General features: G+C 64.6%; 15 protein-coding genes and 1 tRNA gene. 7 read left to right on the forward strand and 9 right to left on the reverse strand.

The window, feature by feature from the left end:
* Positions 1–5: 5 nt before the first annotated feature.
* Both LU688_RS26595 and LU688_RS26600 read right to left on the reverse strand, forming a co-directional pair.
* The gene (locus LU688_RS26595) at positions 6–911 is read right to left on the reverse strand and encodes a TauD/TfdA dioxygenase family protein (RefSeq protein WP_160290897.1); all 906 of its coding nucleotides are present in this window, start codon (positions 909–911) and stop codon (positions 6–8) included.
* A gap of 28 nt (positions 912–939) precedes the next feature.
* On the reverse strand, positions 940–1,980 hold the full coding sequence (locus tag LU688_RS26600; RefSeq protein WP_094010930.1) for an ABC transporter substrate-binding protein: 1,041 nt from the start codon (positions 1,978–1,980) through the stop codon (positions 940–942).
* A 299-nt stretch (positions 1,981–2,279) separates the two neighbouring features.
* On the opposite strand from LU688_RS26600, the gene LU688_RS26605 reads away from it, so the two are divergent.
* The 3 genes from LU688_RS26605 to LU688_RS26615 all read left to right on the forward strand — a co-directional run bounded on the left by LU688_RS26605 (position 2,280) and on the right by LU688_RS26615 (position 4,885).
* Entirely contained in the window at positions 2,280–3,863 is a 1,584-nt protein-coding gene (locus tag LU688_RS26605) for an ABC transporter permease (protein ID WP_232887952.1), read from the forward strand.
* A complete protein-coding gene (locus LU688_RS26610) occupies positions 3,860–4,723 on the forward strand; it encodes an ABC transporter ATP-binding protein (RefSeq protein WP_094010929.1) in 864 nt (287 codons plus the stop codon). The genes LU688_RS26605 and LU688_RS26610 overlap by 4 nt, the downstream gene beginning before the upstream one ends.
* Positions 4,724–4,808: 85 nt before the next feature.
* Positions 4,809–4,885, forward strand: a tRNA-Arg gene (locus LU688_RS26615).
* 92 nt (positions 4,886–4,977) lie between these two features.
* Here LU688_RS26615 and LU688_RS26620 read toward each other — a convergent pair.
* Positions 4,978–6,828, reverse strand: coding sequence for a DUF3857 domain-containing transglutaminase family protein (locus LU688_RS26620; protein ID WP_094010928.1), 1,851 nt, complete (start codon positions 6,826–6,828; stop codon positions 4,978–4,980).
* A 219-nt stretch (positions 6,829–7,047) separates the two neighbouring features.
* Between LU688_RS26620 and LU688_RS26625 the strand changes: the two genes are divergently transcribed.
* Both LU688_RS26625 and LU688_RS26630 read left to right on the forward strand, forming a co-directional pair.
* A complete protein-coding gene (locus tag LU688_RS26625) occupies positions 7,048–8,778 on the forward strand; it encodes a dipeptidase (protein WP_160290896.1) in 1,731 nt (576 codons plus the stop codon).
* 146 nt (positions 8,779–8,924) lie between these two features.
* On the forward strand, positions 8,925–9,362 hold the full coding sequence (locus LU688_RS26630) for a CBS domain-containing protein (protein ID WP_023629224.1): 438 nt from the start codon (positions 8,925–8,927) through the stop codon (positions 9,360–9,362).
* A gap of 6 nt (positions 9,363–9,368) precedes the next feature.
* Here the strand turns inward: LU688_RS26630 and LU688_RS26635 are convergent, their stop codons facing one another.
* From LU688_RS26635 to LU688_RS26645, 3 genes are all read right to left on the reverse strand, one after another.
* Positions 9,369–10,007 (reverse strand): hypothetical protein, encoded by a 639-nt coding sequence (locus LU688_RS26635; protein ID WP_023629225.1) that lies wholly within the window; start codon positions 10,005–10,007, stop codon positions 9,369–9,371.
* 70 nt (positions 10,008–10,077) lie between these two features.
* Complete coding sequence (locus tag LU688_RS26640; RefSeq protein WP_023629226.1) at positions 10,078–10,320, reverse strand: DUF2789 domain-containing protein; 243 nt, start codon at positions 10,318–10,320, stop codon at positions 10,078–10,080.
* 59 nt (positions 10,321–10,379) lie between these two features.
* A complete protein-coding gene (locus LU688_RS26645; RefSeq protein WP_023629227.1) occupies positions 10,380–10,838 on the reverse strand; it encodes an aminoacyl-tRNA deacylase in 459 nt (152 codons plus the stop codon).
* A gap of 96 nt (positions 10,839–10,934) precedes the next feature.
* Between LU688_RS26645 and LU688_RS26650 the strand changes: the two genes are divergently transcribed.
* Complete coding sequence (locus LU688_RS26650) at positions 10,935–12,278, forward strand: NfeD family protein (RefSeq protein WP_094010926.1); 1,344 nt, start codon at positions 10,935–10,937, stop codon at positions 12,276–12,278.
* A gap of 3 nt (positions 12,279–12,281) precedes the next feature.
* Entirely contained in the window at positions 12,282–13,034 is a 753-nt protein-coding gene (locus LU688_RS26655) for a slipin family protein (RefSeq protein WP_160290895.1), read from the forward strand.
* 66 nt (positions 13,035–13,100) lie between these two features.
* On the opposite strand, the gene LU688_RS26660 is transcribed toward LU688_RS26655, so the two are convergent.
* The 3 genes from LU688_RS26660 to LU688_RS26670 all read right to left on the reverse strand — a co-directional run bounded on the left by LU688_RS26660 (position 13,101) and on the right by LU688_RS26670 (position 16,310).
* Complete coding sequence (locus LU688_RS26660) at positions 13,101–13,733, reverse strand: LysE family transporter (RefSeq protein WP_023630587.1); 633 nt, start codon at positions 13,731–13,733, stop codon at positions 13,101–13,103.
* A gap of 79 nt (positions 13,734–13,812) precedes the next feature.
* On the reverse strand, positions 13,813–14,400 hold the full coding sequence (locus tag LU688_RS26665) for a mechanosensitive ion channel family protein (protein WP_023630588.1): 588 nt from the start codon (positions 14,398–14,400) through the stop codon (positions 13,813–13,815).
* Positions 14,400–16,310, reverse strand: coding sequence for an ATP-binding cassette domain-containing protein (locus tag LU688_RS26670; RefSeq protein WP_094010924.1), 1,911 nt, complete (start codon positions 16,308–16,310; stop codon positions 14,400–14,402). Before LU688_RS26670 ends, LU688_RS26665 begins: the two co-directional genes overlap by 1 nt.

Below are 16,310 nucleotides of genomic sequence, written 5' to 3' on the forward strand. Positions count from 1 at the left end.
CGATCTCAGCCCTTGCGTGTGGTCCGGCTCAGTTGCCCATCCACCCCCACCGGCACCTCGCCAGCCAGGGTAACGCGGCGCACGATGCGCGGCTGCGTACCGTAGTCATCCACCGCATAGTGCTGCGTTGCGCGGTTGTCCCAGATCGCCACGTCCCCGGCCTGCCAGCGCCAGCGCACGGTGTTTTCCAGGCGTGTCACATGCCCCTGCAGTACCGCGAGCAGATGCTGTGAGTCGGCCAGCGAATAGCCCTTGATGCGTTTGACGAAATGCCCCAGTTGCAGCACGCGCTCGCCACTGACCGGATGCACGCGCACCACCGGGTGCTCGGTCTCGTACACCGTCGAAGTGAACACCTTGCGGTAGCGCTCCAGCTTGGCAGGATCGACATCCGGTTTCACGCTGGCGTAGTCGTACTCGTTGCTGTGCACCGCCCACAGCTGGTCGGCCAGGGCACGCAGCGGTTCGGGCAGTTCCTGGTAGGCCGCAGCGGTGTTGGCCCACACCGTGTCGCCACCGGAGGCCGGGGCCACCACGCTGCGCAGGATCGAGGCCTTGGGGTAGGCATCGACGAAGGTCACGTCGGTGTGCCAGGAGTTGGCCCGCTGCCCCTCGGCGCCATCGAGCTGGAGCAGGTAGCTGGTGCCGTCGACCACAGGCACCGTGGGGTGGGCGATTGGCTCACCCAGCAGTTGGGCGAAGGCCTCCTGGCCGATGTCATCGAGGTGGTCCTGGCTGCGGAAGAAAATCACCTTGTGCTGCACCAGCGCCGCTTGGATGGCGTCGATAGTGGCCGGATCAAGGTCGGCGGACAGCTTGATGCCGCGAATCTCGGCGCCAATGCGCCCGGCAACGGGGTGGATATCGAGTTCGAGGGTTTGCGGCGCGGTGGCCAGTGCGGCGTTGCTCATGGTCGTGCTCCTCAGGGTTGTTGTCGGGTCAGCGGGCGGCCTGGACGGCCTGGTCCTGTTGCAGGGCGTGATCGATGAAGCGTGGTTCGACCCAGTCGGATACCTGGAAGCCACGGCGGATCAGGCGCTCCTTGGCAGCCAGGTCGACGCCCTGTTGCAGCAGGCCGACGAAGCCAGCGTCCAGGCGTGGGTCGAAGTATTCGGCAAGGTTTTCCTCGGCCAGGTCGTCGCGCAGGATCGACTTCGGCCAGTTGGCGGTATTGGCCACGAGGTCCACATAGGCCTCGCGGTTACGCTCGTCGCGCAGCCACTTCGCCGCCTGCTCCTGGGCATTGACCAGGCGCTGCACCAGGTCAGGGTGCTGGCGAATGAACGCGCCGGTGCCGAGCAACACCGCTTGAGTACTGCCGGCCCCTTGCAGGTTGCGTGAGTTGACCGGCAACTCGACCAAGCCCCGCTCGCGCAGCGACAGCAGGTTGGACAGGCCCCAGGTGGCGTCGATCTGCTTGGCGGCCAGGGCGGCATTGGCGGCGTTGAAGTCGAGGTTGATCACTTTCAGTTCACGCTCGGACAGCCCCTGGCTGGCCAGGGCACTGGCGAACGACAGCTGGTTGGCGGTGCCGCGGAACACTGCCACGCGCTTGCCCTTGAGATCCTGCAGGCTATGGATGCCCGAGCCCGGCACCACGCCGAGGTAGCTCTTCACGCCACGCACCCCAGCCGACAACACGCGGGTGTCGAGGCCGCTGGCCTTGCCGATGATCGCGGCCAGGTCGCCCAGGTAGGCGAAGTCCGCCTGGCCGTTGGCCAGGGCTTCGTTGACCACGGGGCCTGCGCCCTTGAAGAAGCGCCAGTCGATGCGGATGCCGTCCTTGGCAAACTCTTTCTCCAGCAATTGCTGGTCGCGCAGCACGTCCACCACGCCGCCGGCGCTGGGCTTGCTGCCGGCGCTGAGGTCGGGCACGGCGATACGGATCACATCCGGCTGGGCGGCATGCGCTGCCACGGGCACGGCACTCAACAAGGCGGCGAGCAACGGGCTGAGCAGGTGGCGGAAGGTGGTTCTCATGGCAAGGCTCCTTGGCAGGCTGCCACCGGCGATGGCCGGCGCTATGGGCCAGAAGCTAGGCAGGTCCGGTTAGAACCTACAAAGATCAAAACTTCATTTTTTAGTAACCATAAGACATAACCCAGGCGCCATGCGGGCCTGCGACGGGCTTGCAGGAAACGCATGGAAAATATGAGGAAAACGCAACGGGACGGGGCTTTCGCATGCACCGGCCGCATGCTCTTATCTCTTGAATGCAATTTATGTGAATTTTTAATTCCATAAACGAATAAACAAGGAACGGTTTGGGAGATGCCCCGATGAGCGAAGTCTTGAGCGCAAGTCTGCGGCGCCTGTGGGTGCCGCTACGCAGCCCTTTCGCGACGCAAGGCCGCTTCTACCTGCCGTGGATCGTGCCATTGGCGGTGGCGGCCTTGTGGGTCGTCGCCAGCCGTGAGCACTGGATGAGCGAACAGATCCTGCCCGCCCCCGCGCTGGTCTGGCAGAGTGCGCTGGAGTTCGGCTCCGGCGAACTCTGGGGCCACCTGTGGATAAGTCTGCAACGCCTGATCTGGGGGCTGCTGGCAGGGATCGCCAGCGGCTTGCTGTTGGGCACCTGGCTGGGCGGATCGCGACGGGCGCAGACTCTGGTGCTGCCCACCTTCGTCGCCCTGGCGCAAATCCCGACCTTGGCCTGGATCCCGCTGTTCATGCTGTTCTTCGGCATCGGCGAGCTACTCAAGCTGGTGGTGCTGGTCAAGGCGGTGGTGGTGCCGGTCACGCTGCACACCCTGGTCGGCGTGCGCGACGCCCAACCCAAGCTGCGCGAGGCCGCCGCCGTCCTGCGCCTGCCTCCTCACCTGCTGTTCCTGCGCCTGTTGCTGCCCGCCGCGCTGCCGGCATTTCTCGCCGGTGTGCGACTGGCCCTGGCCACTGGCTGGACCTCGCTGCTGGCTGTGGAACTGCTGGCCTCCAGCGAAGGCATCGGCTACCTGATGGTCTGGGGGCGGCAGTTGTTCATGCTCGACCTGGTGTTCCTCTGCATTCTGCTGATCGGCCTGGTCGGCGCACTGATGGATCGCGGCTTCTCGCGCCTGGAACGCAGCCTGTTGCACTGGCCGCAGCCGGCCACTGGCGAGCAGTTGCGCGGCCAGGTGCCACGCGGCTGGCAAAGCCTGCTGCTGCCTGCGGGGCTGTTGCTGCTGTGGCAGGCCGCCAACAGCCTTGGCTGGGTCGATGCCAACATCCTCTCCTCTCCGCTGGATGTGCTGCGCAGCCTGTACGCAGGCCTGCTCGACGGTTCGTTACCCGAGGCACTGCGCCTGAGCCTGCAACGCACCCTGGCCGGTCTGTTGATCGGCGGTGGCGCGGGGTTCGCCCTGGGCCTGCTGCTGGGCCTGTCAGCCAACGCCGAGCGCCTGCTCGGCCCAAGCCTGTCGGCGTTGCGCCAGGTGGCGCTGTTCGCCTGGGTGCCGCTGCTGACTGCCTGGTTCGGCCTGGGTGAAGGCGCCAAGCTGGTGTTCGTCGCGCTGGCGGCGTTCTTCCCGCTGCTGATCGCCACCCAACGCGGCATCGCCAGCCTCCCGCCACAGCTGGGCGAGGCGGCGCAGGCCCTGCGCCTGGACCTGCCGCACCGGCTGCGTCTGCTGGTGTTGCCCGGCGCCGCGCCGGCGATCTTCGCCGGGCTGCGCCTGGCGCTGATCTACGCCTGGCTCGGCACCATCGGCGCCGAGTACTTCATGCCTTCGGACGGCGGCATCGCCAGCCTGATGATCGGCGCCCAGCAATTGTTCCGCATGGACCAGGTGATGGCCGCCATGGTCCTGATCGGCCTGGTCGGCGCCCTGCTCGGCCACCTCGGCCAACGCCTCGAATCGCGCGCCACGCGCTGGAGATCCGCATGAATTCCTTCATCACCCCGGCCCTGCACGCGGCCAACCAAGCTGATGCCACACCGCCGCTGGTCAGCTTCGAGAAAGTCGGCAAGACCTTCAGCGTCGACGGCCAGCCGTTCGAAGCCATTCGCGACTTTGACCTGTCGATCGAACAGGGCGAATTCATCGCCATCGTCGGTTCGTCGGGCTGCGGCAAATCCACCCTGCTGCGCCTGCTGGTGGGCCTGGACAACGACTACAGCGGCCAGATCCGCGTCGATGGCCAGCCAGTCAACGGCATCGGCGCTGAACGCGGCATCGTGTTCCAGGAGCACCGCCTGTTTCCCTGGCTGACAGTGGCGCAGAACATCGGCCTGGGCCTGGTCAACGAGACACTCACTCAAGGCGAGCGTGCCCGGCGGATTCACGAGTACGTGCAACTGGTGGGGCTAGTCGGTTTCGAATCGGCCTATCCGCACCAACTATCCGGCGGCATGGCCCAGCGCGTGGCCATCGCCCGGGGGCTGGTGGCCAGCCCGCGCATTCTGCTGCTGGACGAACCCTTCGGCGCCCTCGACGCTTTGAACCGCCAACAGCTGCAGAATGAACTGCTGGCGATTCGCGAACGCTCGGGGATTACCATCCTGCTGGTCACCCACGATGCCGAGGAGGCGACCTACCTGGCCGACCGCGTGGTGGTGCTGGAACCTCGTCCCGGGCGGATCAAGGCCGTAGTGCCGATTGATCTAACGCACCCGCGCCAGCGCACCGGCGTGGGGTTACATGGGTTGCGGGAAAAGGTCCTGCAGCAGATCACCGGGGATGATGGGTATCTCAAGCCGACAGGCCAACGAGTGGAGGGGCTGCGACCGGAGCTGATCGCGCTATGACGGGCGCCCGCTGTCCCTTGGGAAAACACTCCATAGATCAAGGCCATGGACGCCACCGAATCAGATGGGTATCATGCGCCCCGTTGCACTCGTAGCTCAGCTGGATAGAGTACTGCCCTCCGAAGGCAGGGGTCGTGGGTTCGAATCCCGCCGAGTGCGCCATGACATCAACCGCCACCCAGGTGTTTGCACGGTGACGGTAAAAGCAAAGCCCCGCTCAGATCACTCTGGCGGGGCTTTTGCGTTTCCGGGCCTCAGCCCTGCACGATGATCTGGCCTTGCAGGTCCCTGACCATGGTTTCAATTACCGGCTTCATCGTCTTGAACTCTTCAGGCGTGCACACCGCCTTCGGATGCTTGAACTGCATGCGCCGCTCGACCACCACGGCGTTGCCATCGCGAGTGTAACGGGCACTGTAGTCGAAGCTACCTTCCTTCACGGCAACGGCCTTGGGCGTCGCCAGGACAGTAACTTCGGCAGGGAACTCGAAGCGTGCCTTCTCCACCGCTTCGTTGGAAATGCAGACGAAGCCTTGGGTGCGTTCGTTTTCGGCGGCAAAGCCATAGACCATTTGCGAGATACCGCCGACCAGGCTGCTCAGTGCCGGAAGCCCCACTGGCCCTGGCAGGTTCACCAGGTTCTCGGTATGACCTTCGACCTGGCTGTGGAAGTGCTCCGGCGCCACCGATGGCTGGATCAGGATCTTGCCGCTGCCCCGCTGCCCGTAGGCATTGAGCACCTGCTCGACCATGCGGTCGAGGTCGGCCGGCCTCATCGAGTTGGCGCCATAGCGGTTGACCTCGCTGGACCAACCCTCGATCGTCGAAGCGCCGGTGAAGTCCGCGGCGCCCGTGCCCTTGACCTTGAACAGCATCTCACCGACCTGCTTGCCGAACTGGTAGGCCGGGGTCTTGCCAAACGCGCCCGAGACGGTCAGCAACGTCGTCTTGTCCAGGTCCATCAGCGGCAGGTAGCCGGCGGCCACCGACGGGTCGGTCGAGTCCAGGTACAGGTCCAGGCTCGGTACGTAGGTCAGCACATGGTTGAGCACGCCCAAGGTCGGCACCTTGGGCAGGTGGTAGGCGTTGCCGAGGTTGACCAGGGCAGGCGAGCTTTCGATGGCTGCGGCCTTGAGCAATGCCTCGAGCAGGGCGACATGGTCCTTGCAGTCGCCATAGCGGTTGTCCAGCACGCTCTGCGCCGAATGCGGGACCACCCCGCCGGCACCGACATAGACCGCCACGTAGCGGATGTTCTCACGCACCCAGTCGCTGAGCTTGAGCGCCTTGGCCCGGGCATCGGGCAGGTTAGCCGTCAACTGCTCGGATAGTGCGGCGATGGCTGGTGTCACTTCCACGCCGGCGCGCGCCTGGTAGCTGGCGGCAAGCCCTGCGTAATCCTTGAAGGTCGACACCGCGAGGTACTGGCCGTAGTCCAGGTAGGACACGGCGCTCGCCTCGATCCTGCCCCTGTCGGCGGGTACGAAGTCCCAGCGGTAGACCTTGCGGCCCTTGCCGGCCTTGGGCGTGGACGCCTTGAAGCCACGAGCATCAGCGTACAGCGGCAGATCCGCCGGCAGGTCGTAGATCAGCGAGAATTGCCCCACGGGGTGGAAGTCCGGGCCGGTGAGGTCCTCGAAGTGGCCGGGGAACAGCGCAGTGCTGCGATGGCGCTTGTAGCGCAGCACCAGGCGATCGCCGACGGCCACTTCCGGGAAGATCACCACCTTGACCCGAGAGTCCTGGAACATCGGCGCGTAGGTGGACGCCTGCTCCTGCTGCTCCTTGATCTGCGAGGCATCGACCATCACCTTGCGCCCATCAGGCTTCTGGGTGAAGGCTTCGTCGACCTCCAGGGTTTCGTACGAGCGGTTATAGCTCAGCGGCTCCTGCGCCTTGGCCTGGATGGCCCGCTCTTCGTTGATGCGCGAGACCGACTCGACCGCTACCTGGAAGCTGCCGTCGGTCTGCACGGTGAAGGTCTGCACGACCTTTTCCAGGGTGACAGAGTGGTCAGTGCCATCGTCCCGTGCCTGGGCGGGCGTGATGCAGGCAAGGGTGAAGGCCAGCACCCCGGCCAGGGGTGCAAGGTAAGACGTGAACATGAGGATCCTTCTCTCGTAAAACGGGTTATTACAAAAAACGCTAATGATACGCATTTTTGTCATAAAGCTGCAGGCCGCGCCGTAGATGAAAGCTTGCACGTTTGTGCAGAAATGCACATTGCCACCTCTCCCGCGCCGGTAGTCATTGGTGATAGCGTGGGCATCTTCCGTTTGCGTAAACGGTCGCCCTCCACCCCTTGCAAAGGAATGCGCACACCCATGCCATTTACCAAGCTATCCGCCGCATCGCTCCTGCTGGCCAGCGTGGCCATGTTCTCGATCCCGGCCCAGGCCAACCTCTCCCAGCAGCAGTCCGCCGCCATCATCAAGGCCTACGACGGCAGCGACCCGGCCGACTTCAAGCAGTTCCTCGGCAAGCTGGCCGGCAGCGACCTGGCCAAGGCCGACAAGCTGGACGACACCCTCAAGCTGTACCTGGCCGGCAAGCCCCTGGCTGCCGAGCAGCAGGACGAGATCAACCGCCTGCTGGGCCTGTACACCCGCATCAAGTACGGCAAGGCCGCAAAGGAGACCCTGCGCGAGCTGGTAGAGATCCCGACCGTGCGCAAAGAAGGTGTGCCGCAGCACGAGAACCCGGAGTTCCTCAAGATCGCCGACAAGATCAAGGCCCTGGCCGAGGGCTTCGGCCTGCAGTTCCGCAATATCGACAACCGCGTCTACGAGATCACGTTGGGCGAAGGCAAGGAAGTCATCGGTATCCACGCCCATGCCGACGTGGTGCCGGTCACCCCGGAAAACTGGAAGCTCAAGGACGGCACCAAGCTCGACCCGTTCAAGGTCAACCTGGTGGGCGATCGCATGTATGGCCGCGGCACCGAGGACGACAAGAACGGCATCGTCGTCGCGCTCTACGCGCTGAAAGTAGCCAAGGACGAAAAGCTGCCGCTGGCGCGCCAGTTCAAGCTGCTGGTGGACACCACCGAGGAAACCACCGGTGATGCCATCCCCTACTACTTCGAACGCAACGCCACCCCTGACTACAACCTGGCGCTGGACGGCGGCTACCCGGTAGTGATCGCCGAGAAAGGCTATGGCACCGTCATGGCTACCTTCGCCAAGCGTGCCGGTGATGGCAAAGGCGCCGAGGTGATCAACCTCACCGGCGGCCTGGCCACCAACCAGATCCCCGGTAGCTCGGTGGCGACATTGACCGGCGACAAGCCGGCCGAACTGGCCAAGGCCCTGGAAAAAGCCGGCGCGGCCTACGTCAAGCGCCATGGTGGCGACTTCAGCATCGACGCCAAGGTCGACGGCAAGCAGGTGCTGCTGACCGTGACCGGCGTATCGGCGCACTCCTCCGAGCCCGAGTCCGGGGTCAACCCGGTGGCGCGCATGCTCGACTTCCTCAATGGCCTGGGCAAGGACGTGCCGCTCAAGCACAACCACATCACCGACGCCGCCCGCTACGCCGCCGACAACTGGGGCCTGGGCTACCTGGGCAACAAGCTTGGCGTGGGCTTCAAGGACGACTTCATGGGCCCGCTGACCACCTCGTTGACCTTCGTCGGCCTGGATGACAAGGCGCTGAAGCTGGCGGTGAACCTGCGCATTCCCAAAGGCAAGTCGCTCGACACCCTCAAAGGTGAGATCTCCGGCAAGCTCGACAGCTGGGTTGCCAAGAGCCAGACCAAGGTGGCCTTCGACTACAGCATGGACGAGCCGATGTACCGCAACCCCGAGGGCGAGTGGGTCAAGGCCCTGCTGGCCGTGGCCAGCGAGAACCTGGGCATGAAGCACGAGTACGGCACCTCCGCCGGCGCCACCTCGGTGCACGACCTGCCCAATGGCGTGCAGTTCGGCCTGGCCATGCCGGATGTGAAGTACACCGGGCACAACGACAACGAGTTCAAGACCGTGGAGCAATTCATGCTCGACCTGCAGATCGTCAGCGAGATGGTGGCGCGGATCGGGCAGATGCCGAAGCTTTGATGATTCACCCGGGGCCGCATTGCGGCCCCTTGCCACGATGACGTTTTTCAATCACCTCGATGCCGTTTCCTGCATTGCCGTGCAGAGCGCCGTGCCGGATGCTTTATTTACTCCGACACCGCGCTTTTTCACCCACCGAGGCCCGTATGAAGAACGTCGAACAAATCCTCAAAGCCAAGTCCCAGCATCAGACCGTCTACACCATCAGCCCTGATGACTCGGTGCTGGATGCCTTGAAGCTGCTGGCGGAGAAGAACGTCGGTGCATTACCGGTGATGGAAAACGACCAGGTCGTAGGCATCGTCAGCGAACGCGACTATGCCCGCAAACTGGTGCTCAAGGGGCGCTCATCGGCTGCCACGCCGGTACGGGAAATCATGAGTTCGCCGGTAGTCACCGTTGAGCCCAAGCAGAACCTCGAGTACTGCATGAACCTGATGACCAACCGCCATCTGCGCCACCTGCCCGTAGTGGATAACGGCAAGCTGCTGGGGCTGTTGTCGATTGGCGACCTGGTGAAGGAAACCATCGCCGAGCAGGCCAACCTGATCCTGCAGCTCGAGCAATACATCCGCGGCGAATGATCCCGCCTAGTGGTAAGCGCGCTCCAACTCGTCCAGTTGATGGTCGAAGCTGCGCAGGCGCGCCGACCAGGTGTACACCAGCACTTCCAGATCGCGATTGAGCACGGCGGTATTGCCGCCATCGCGCACCGGAGCATCGCACAGGTCCAACTGGTAGCGCTCGCGGGCCATCGCCGTGGCCACGCTGGACAGGTCGCGGGCATTGGCCAGCCAGTGATGGTGGTGGTCGTGCACCTCGCGGTCTAGCTCCCGGCACTGGCGCTTGAGGGCGTCGAGGCTTTGCTCCAACGGTGTGCCCTTGAGCTCGCCCATTACCTCCTCGAAGGTGCGCCCGGAGTGCCAGTAGCTGCCCCAGAAGTAGCGGTCGAACACCGTCTCGACCCGGCGCAGGGCAACCTTGGTGTTCCAGATGGTCAGCAACGTTCGCCCCTGGGCCACCTCACGCTTGTTCAGGTGCAAATGCTGCCAGGCGATCCAGGCCAGGCCGCAGAGCGCCACCGCCGCGGTAACGGCGGCGGCGGCATAGAGAAACTGCACGGCCTGGTTCATCTGGTGGGTGTGCCGGATACCGTAGAAGTAGCCGGCGGTCAGGGTGCCCAGGATCGTCACGGTGCACCAGAATCCTGGTGCGTAGGGATCTTTCATTGCGCCATCCCCTCTTGTTTTACCTGAGCATAGCAACGGCCCGATCACCCATCAGGTGCCGCTCGGCGCTTTATTTGCGGGGGCGACGCAGTGCTTCGTTGAGTTGGTCGAAGGGTACCGCCCAATCGGCGTCCTCTATGATGCTTTCCTTCAAAAAGGTTCTTTGCGCCTCGGTCCAGAACGGTGCGTCCACCAGCTTGATCTCGTTCTTCAACGGCGAATGAGTGGTGATGAACTGGTCGATGCTGGTGGCATCGTCCGCCAGCCCCAGTTGCTTGAACAGGTCGGCGAATGGATGGTTCGGTGCTTCCATGATTCCTCCTCGGGCCGGGCGGGTCGTCCACGACGCCAACCCGGCGTTGGTTGCGAGCATCAGCTCAATTCGCGCACTTCGGCGTGCGGCACCAGCTTCAAGTATTGCTCCATGCTCATGTGGATCAGATGATCGTGGTCACCTGCCTCGAGGTAGACATCGCCCTGGCGGGTAAGACTCCGGTCGAGCAGCATGGGAATGTTGTAGGCGTCGCCCAGGGCCGGGATGGCGCCGCGCTCGCAATCGCCGAACAGGCTCGGCAAGTTGCTCTCGCGCGTCAGCTGCCAGGCGCCGGTCATGCGCACCTCGGTCATGTCCAGATGCCGGTTGGCCGGCAGCACGGCCATGATGAAGTTGCCATGGCGGTCATCGAGCATCACTGACTTGGCGACCCGCTCGGCGGGTACGCCGGCCGTGCGCGCCGACTCCAGGCTGGTGGCCGAATGGGGATGGGGAATGATGTCGTAGTCGCAGTTGGCCTGGTCCAGGCGCTGCTGAAGGGTCTTGGCCATACGCATGATGCACCTCCGGTTTTGCCCCCATCCACAAGTTTAGGTCGTGGCTCGACAGCCAAGGCTAAACTTCAAGGACGGGTCCGCATGAGGTGACGACAGGTGATCGCCCAGCGCTGGCGCATGCTGCTGTTGCTGTTGGTCCTCGGCTTCGTGCCGAGTGGCCAAAGCGCGCCTGGCGCAAATGTATGGCTGTTGAGCGTCGATGATGCCATCGGCCCGGCCAGCGCCGACTATCTGCTGCGTGGGCTGGACCAGGGGCAGGCACAAGGCGCGCAACTGGTGGTGATCCGCCTCGATACTCCCGGCGGGCTGGACAGCGCCATGCGCCAAATCATCAAGGCCATTCTCGCCAGCCCCGTGCCGGTGGCCACCTACGTCGCCCCGGGTGGCGCCAGGGCAGCCAGCGCCGGCACTTACATCCTCTACGCCAGCCATATCGCGGCCATGGCCCCGGGGACCAACCTCGGCGCCGCGACGCCAGTGCAGATCGGCGTCCCCGGCAAAGCTGAACAACCCGCCACGAACAGCGAAGAAGGCGCATTGGCACGCAAACAGGTCAATGATGCTGCGGCCTACATCCGTGGCCTGGCCCAACTGCGCGGGCGCAACGCCGACTGGGCGGAGAAGGCCGTGCGCGAGGCCGTCAGCCTGTCGGCCAGCGAAGCGCAGCGCTTGCAGGTAATCGACCTGATCGCCAACGACCTCCCCGACCTGCTGCGACAGCTCGATGGCAAGTCACTGCTCGTCGCAGGCCAGACCGTGCAACTGCGCACCCATGAGGCCAGTGTGACCGAACACCTGCCGGACTGGCGCACCCGCCTGCTCGCAGTGATCACCAACCCCAGCGTGGCGCTGATCCTGATCATGATCGGCGTGTACGGCCTGCTGTTCGAATTCATGAATCCTGGCTCCGGGGTCGGCGGCGTGGTCGGCGGCATCTGCCTGCTGCTGGCGCTGTATGCCCTGCAACTGCTGCCGGTGAGCCATGCCGGGGTGGCGTTGATCCTGCTCGGGGTGGCGTTCATGGTCGCCGAGGCGTTCCTGCCTAGCTTCGGCGTGGTCGGCTTCGGCGGTATCGTCGCCTTCGTCGTCGGTGCGGTGATCCTGATGGACACCGATGCCCCCGGCTTCGGCATTCCGCTGGCGCTGATCATCAGCCTGGCTGTGCTCTCGGCGCTGTTGCTCGGCGGCGTGCTGGGCATGGCGCTGAAAGCGCGCCGGCGCGCCCTCGTCAGCGGCGATGCCGGACTGGTGGGCAGCCTGGTCACGGTGACGCAGGTGCGCACCGACAACCCGTTCTGCGGCTCGGTACAGGCCCAGGGCGAACAGTGGCAGGTGCAGTGTGCGACACCGCTGCAACCTGGCCAGCACGTGCGGGTGACGGCCCGTCATGGCGTGACCCTGGAGGTCAGCGCCACTGCGCCCACGGCGCAAGGAGAGTAGACGATGTTGATGCAATTCGGTTTCAGCGCCGTGCTGGTGCTGCTGGCCATACTGCTGCTGTCGGCGCTGCGCATCCTGCGCGAGTACGAACGCGGTGTGGTGTTCCAGCTCGGGCGCTTCTGGCAGGTCAAGGGCCCGGGCCTGATCATCCTGATTCCGGGGATCCAGCAGATGGTGCGCATCGACCTGCGCACCGTGGTGCTCGATGTGCCACCCCAGGACGTGATCACCCGCGACAACGTCTCGGTCAAGGTCAACGCCGTGCTGTACTTTCGCGTGCTCGACCCACAGAAGGCGATCATCCAGGTCGAGGACTTCCTCGCCGCCACCAGCCAGTTGGCCCAGACGACACTGCGGGCGGTGCTCGGCAAGCACGAGCTGGACGAACTGCTGGCCGAGCGCGAACAGTTGAATTCGGATATCCGCGAAGTGCTGGACGCGCAGACCGATGCCTGGGGCATCAAGGTGGCCAACGTCGAGATCAAGCACGTCGACCTGAACGAATCGATGGTCCGTGCCATCGCCCGTCAGGCCGAAGCCGAACGAGAACGCCGGGCCAAGGTGATCCATGCCGAAGGCGAGCTGCAGGCGTCGGAGAAACTCATGCAGGCGGCGCAGATGCTGGGCAAGGAGCCGGGGGCGATGCAACTGCGCTACATGCAGACACTGGGATCGATTGCCGGGGACAAGAGCTCAACCATCGTGTTTCCACTGCCGGTGGACTTGCTCAAGGGGCTGGTGGATCGTCAGCGCTGAACCCATTCGCGGGGCCAGGCTGCTCCCACTGAACCGTAGGAGCGGGCTGGCGCCGCGATGACGAACTCAGATGGGCGCGCGACGCAGGGTGGCGAGGAATGTCGCCGCGCCAATGAACAGTCCGGCAAAGGTACGGTTCAGGCGCTTCTGCTGCTTCGGCGTGCGCAACAGACGCAGCACCCGCGAAGCCAGGCCGGTGTAACCCGCCATCACCAGCAGGTCGACGCTGATCATGGTCACGGTGATCGCCACATACTGGGGCAGCAACGCCTCGTGCGGGTTGAGGAACTGCGGCAGCACCGCGAGCATGAATACCAGCGCCTTGGGGTTGCTGACGTTGACCAGGAAGCCTCGGAACATCAGGCTCAGCGGCTTGCCGATAGGCCGCACGCCAGACTCGTCGCTCATGTCCATCGGCAAGGCTTGCCATTGCTTGTAGGCGAGGTAGACCAGGTAGGCTACACCGAACCATTTGATGACCTGGAAGGCCGTCGCAGAAGCGGCGAGGATGGCGCCGACACCGGCGGCGATGACGGCGATCTGCACGATCAGGCCCAGTTGCAGCCCCAGGGCGTTCCAGTAACCACGCCAGAAACCGTACTGCAGCCCGCTGGACATCGAGGCGATCGCCCCGGCACCCGGCGACAGGCTGATCACCCAGCACGCGGCAAAGAAGGCCAACCACGTTTCCATCGACATCGCACACCTCGCTCGAACATTTGTTACAAAGCGTTAAGCTACGGTTCTGGCGAAAAAATAACCAGTAAATTCTGCGGCTTCAGTCGGTTTCGATCGATTCCGGCTTGACCGCAGTGGTGGCCTCGGCACCACGCCAACGGCGCACGGCTTTCTGGAAGAACTGGCTGTTGGGCACCTGCACCAGCGCGCCACCCGCTTCCGGCGTTTCCATCAGCGTGGTGTACAGCAGGTTGATGGCGATCACCCGGCCCTTCACTCCCGGTTTGTCGAGGGTGTCGACCAGCTCGACCACATCGCCGATGCGAAACGGCCCGACGGTGAAGATCAGCACCGCGCACAGCAGGTTGGACAGCACGCTCCAGATAGCGAAGAACGCCACCGCCGCCACCGCGACGAAGCCCGACAGCGCGGTCCACAGCACCGTGGCCGATACGCCCAGGCGCTCGAGCACGAACAGCAGCGCGCTGCCCATGATCAGCCAGCGCAAGGCGCCGCGCACCGGCACCATCAGCTCGTGCGGCAACGGGTAGCGTTCGCCCAGGCTTCTCAACCCGCGAGCGACCATGCGCTGCAGGATGAACGCGGCGATCAGGATCAGCAGAATCTGCAACCCCAGCCACATCGAGTCCATCCACTGCCCCGGCAACAGCGAGCGCAGCTCCTCCATCAGGACAGCGCCTCGAGTTCGGCCTGCATGCTTTCGAGGGTCTCAAGGGCCTCCATCCAGGCCTCTTCAAGCTCGCCTTCGCGTTGCTTGAGCTTGGTCTGGCGGGCCAGCAGGTCGCGCAGTTCATCCTTGCGCGCGGCCTCGTACACGCCACCGTCGCCCAGGGCGGTCTCGACCTCGGCCAGGTCCTTGTGCACCTGGTTGAGCTCGGCCTCCAGCTTGTCGGCCGCCTTCTTGTGCGGCGCCAACTGCTGGCGCAGGGCCGCGGCCGCCTGGCGCTGGGCTTTCTTGTCGGTCTTGTCCGGGTTGGCCGGCGTGCTGCTCACCGGCGTGTTGCGCTGGCGGAACTCGACCAGCCAGCGGCTGTAGTCGTCCAGGTCGCCATCGAAGGTGTCGACCTTGCCGTCGGCCACCAGCAGGAAGTCGTTGGTGGTGCTCTTGAGCAAGTGACGGTCGTGGGAGACCACCACCACGGCACCCGCGAACTCCTGCAGCGCCATGGTCAGCGCCAGGCGCATCTCGAGGTCCAGGTGGTTGGTCGGTTCGTCGAGCAGCAGCAGGTTCGGCCGCTCCCAGGCGATCAGCGCCAGGGCCAGGCGGGCCTTCTCGCCACCAGAGAAGTTGACCACCGGCTCGTCGACACGATTGCCGTGGAAGTCGAAGCCACCAAGGAAGTCGCGCAGGGTCTGCTCACGCTCGCCCGGTGCGATACGTTGCAGGTGCAGCAACGGGCTGGCCTTGTCGTCCAGCGAGTCGAGCTGATGCTGGGCGAAGTAGCCGACGGCGAGGTTTTCGCCACGCACCAGGCGCCCGGACAATGGCTGCAGCTCACCGGCGAGGTTCTTGATCAGGGTCGACTTGCCCGCACCGTTGGGGCCGAGCAGGCCGATGCGCGCACCCGGCGCCAGCTGCAGCTTGACCTTCTCGAGGATGGCCTTGTCGCCATAGCCCAGGCGGCCTTCGGACAGATCGAGCAGGGGGCTGGAGATCTTCTCCGACTCACGGAAGACGAAGTCGAAAGGCGAGTCGACGTGGGCCGCCGACAACTCCTCCATGCGTTCCAGGGCCTTGATCCGGCTCTGCGCCTGACGGGCCTTGGTGGCCTGGGCCTTGAAGCGGGCGATGTACTTTTCCATGTGCGCACGCTGCGCCTGCTGCTTCTCGTAGGCCTGCTGCTGTTGCGCCAGGCGTTCGGCGCGGGTGCGCTCGAAGGCGCTGTAGCCGCCCTTGTAGAGATTGAGCTTGCGCTGTTCGACGTGCAGCACATGGTCGACCACGGCATCGAGGAAGTCGCGGTCGTGGGAGATCAACAGCAGCGTGCCCGGGTAGCCCTTGAGCCAGTCCTCCAGCCAGAGGATGGCGTCGAGATCCAGGTGGTTGGTGGGCTCGTCGAGCAGCAGCAGGTCGGACGGGCACATCAGGGCCTGGGCCAGGTTCAGGCGCATCCGCCAGCCACCTGAGAAATCGCCGACGCGGCGGTCCATCTGCTCGTTGCTGAAGCCGAGGCCGGCCAGCAACTTGCGCGCGCGGGCGTCGGCGGTGTAGCCGTCGGCGCTGTCTAGTTCACTGTGTAGGCGCGCCAGGGCAGTGCCATCGTGGGCCAGTTCGGCGGCGGCCAGTTCAGCCTGGACCTTGCGCAGGCGCACGTCGCCATCGAGGACATAGTCCACGGCGATACGGTCGAGGGTATCGACCTCTTGGCGCATATGAGCGATGCGCCAGTCGCCGGGCAGCTGGCAGTCACCGGCATCGGGCGACAGCTCGCCGCGCAGCAAGGCGAACAGGCTGGATTTGCCGGCACCGTTGGCACCGATCAGGCCGGCCTTGTGGCCGGTGTGCAGGGTCATCTCGGCGCCTTCTAGCAGGCGCTGGGGACCACGCTGTAAAGTGAGGTTCGATAGTCTGATCAT

The sequence above is a fragment of the Pseudomonas soli genome, from assembly GCF_021283165.2.
GTDB lineage: Bacteria > Pseudomonadota > Gammaproteobacteria > Pseudomonadales > Pseudomonadaceae > Aquipseudomonas > Aquipseudomonas soli.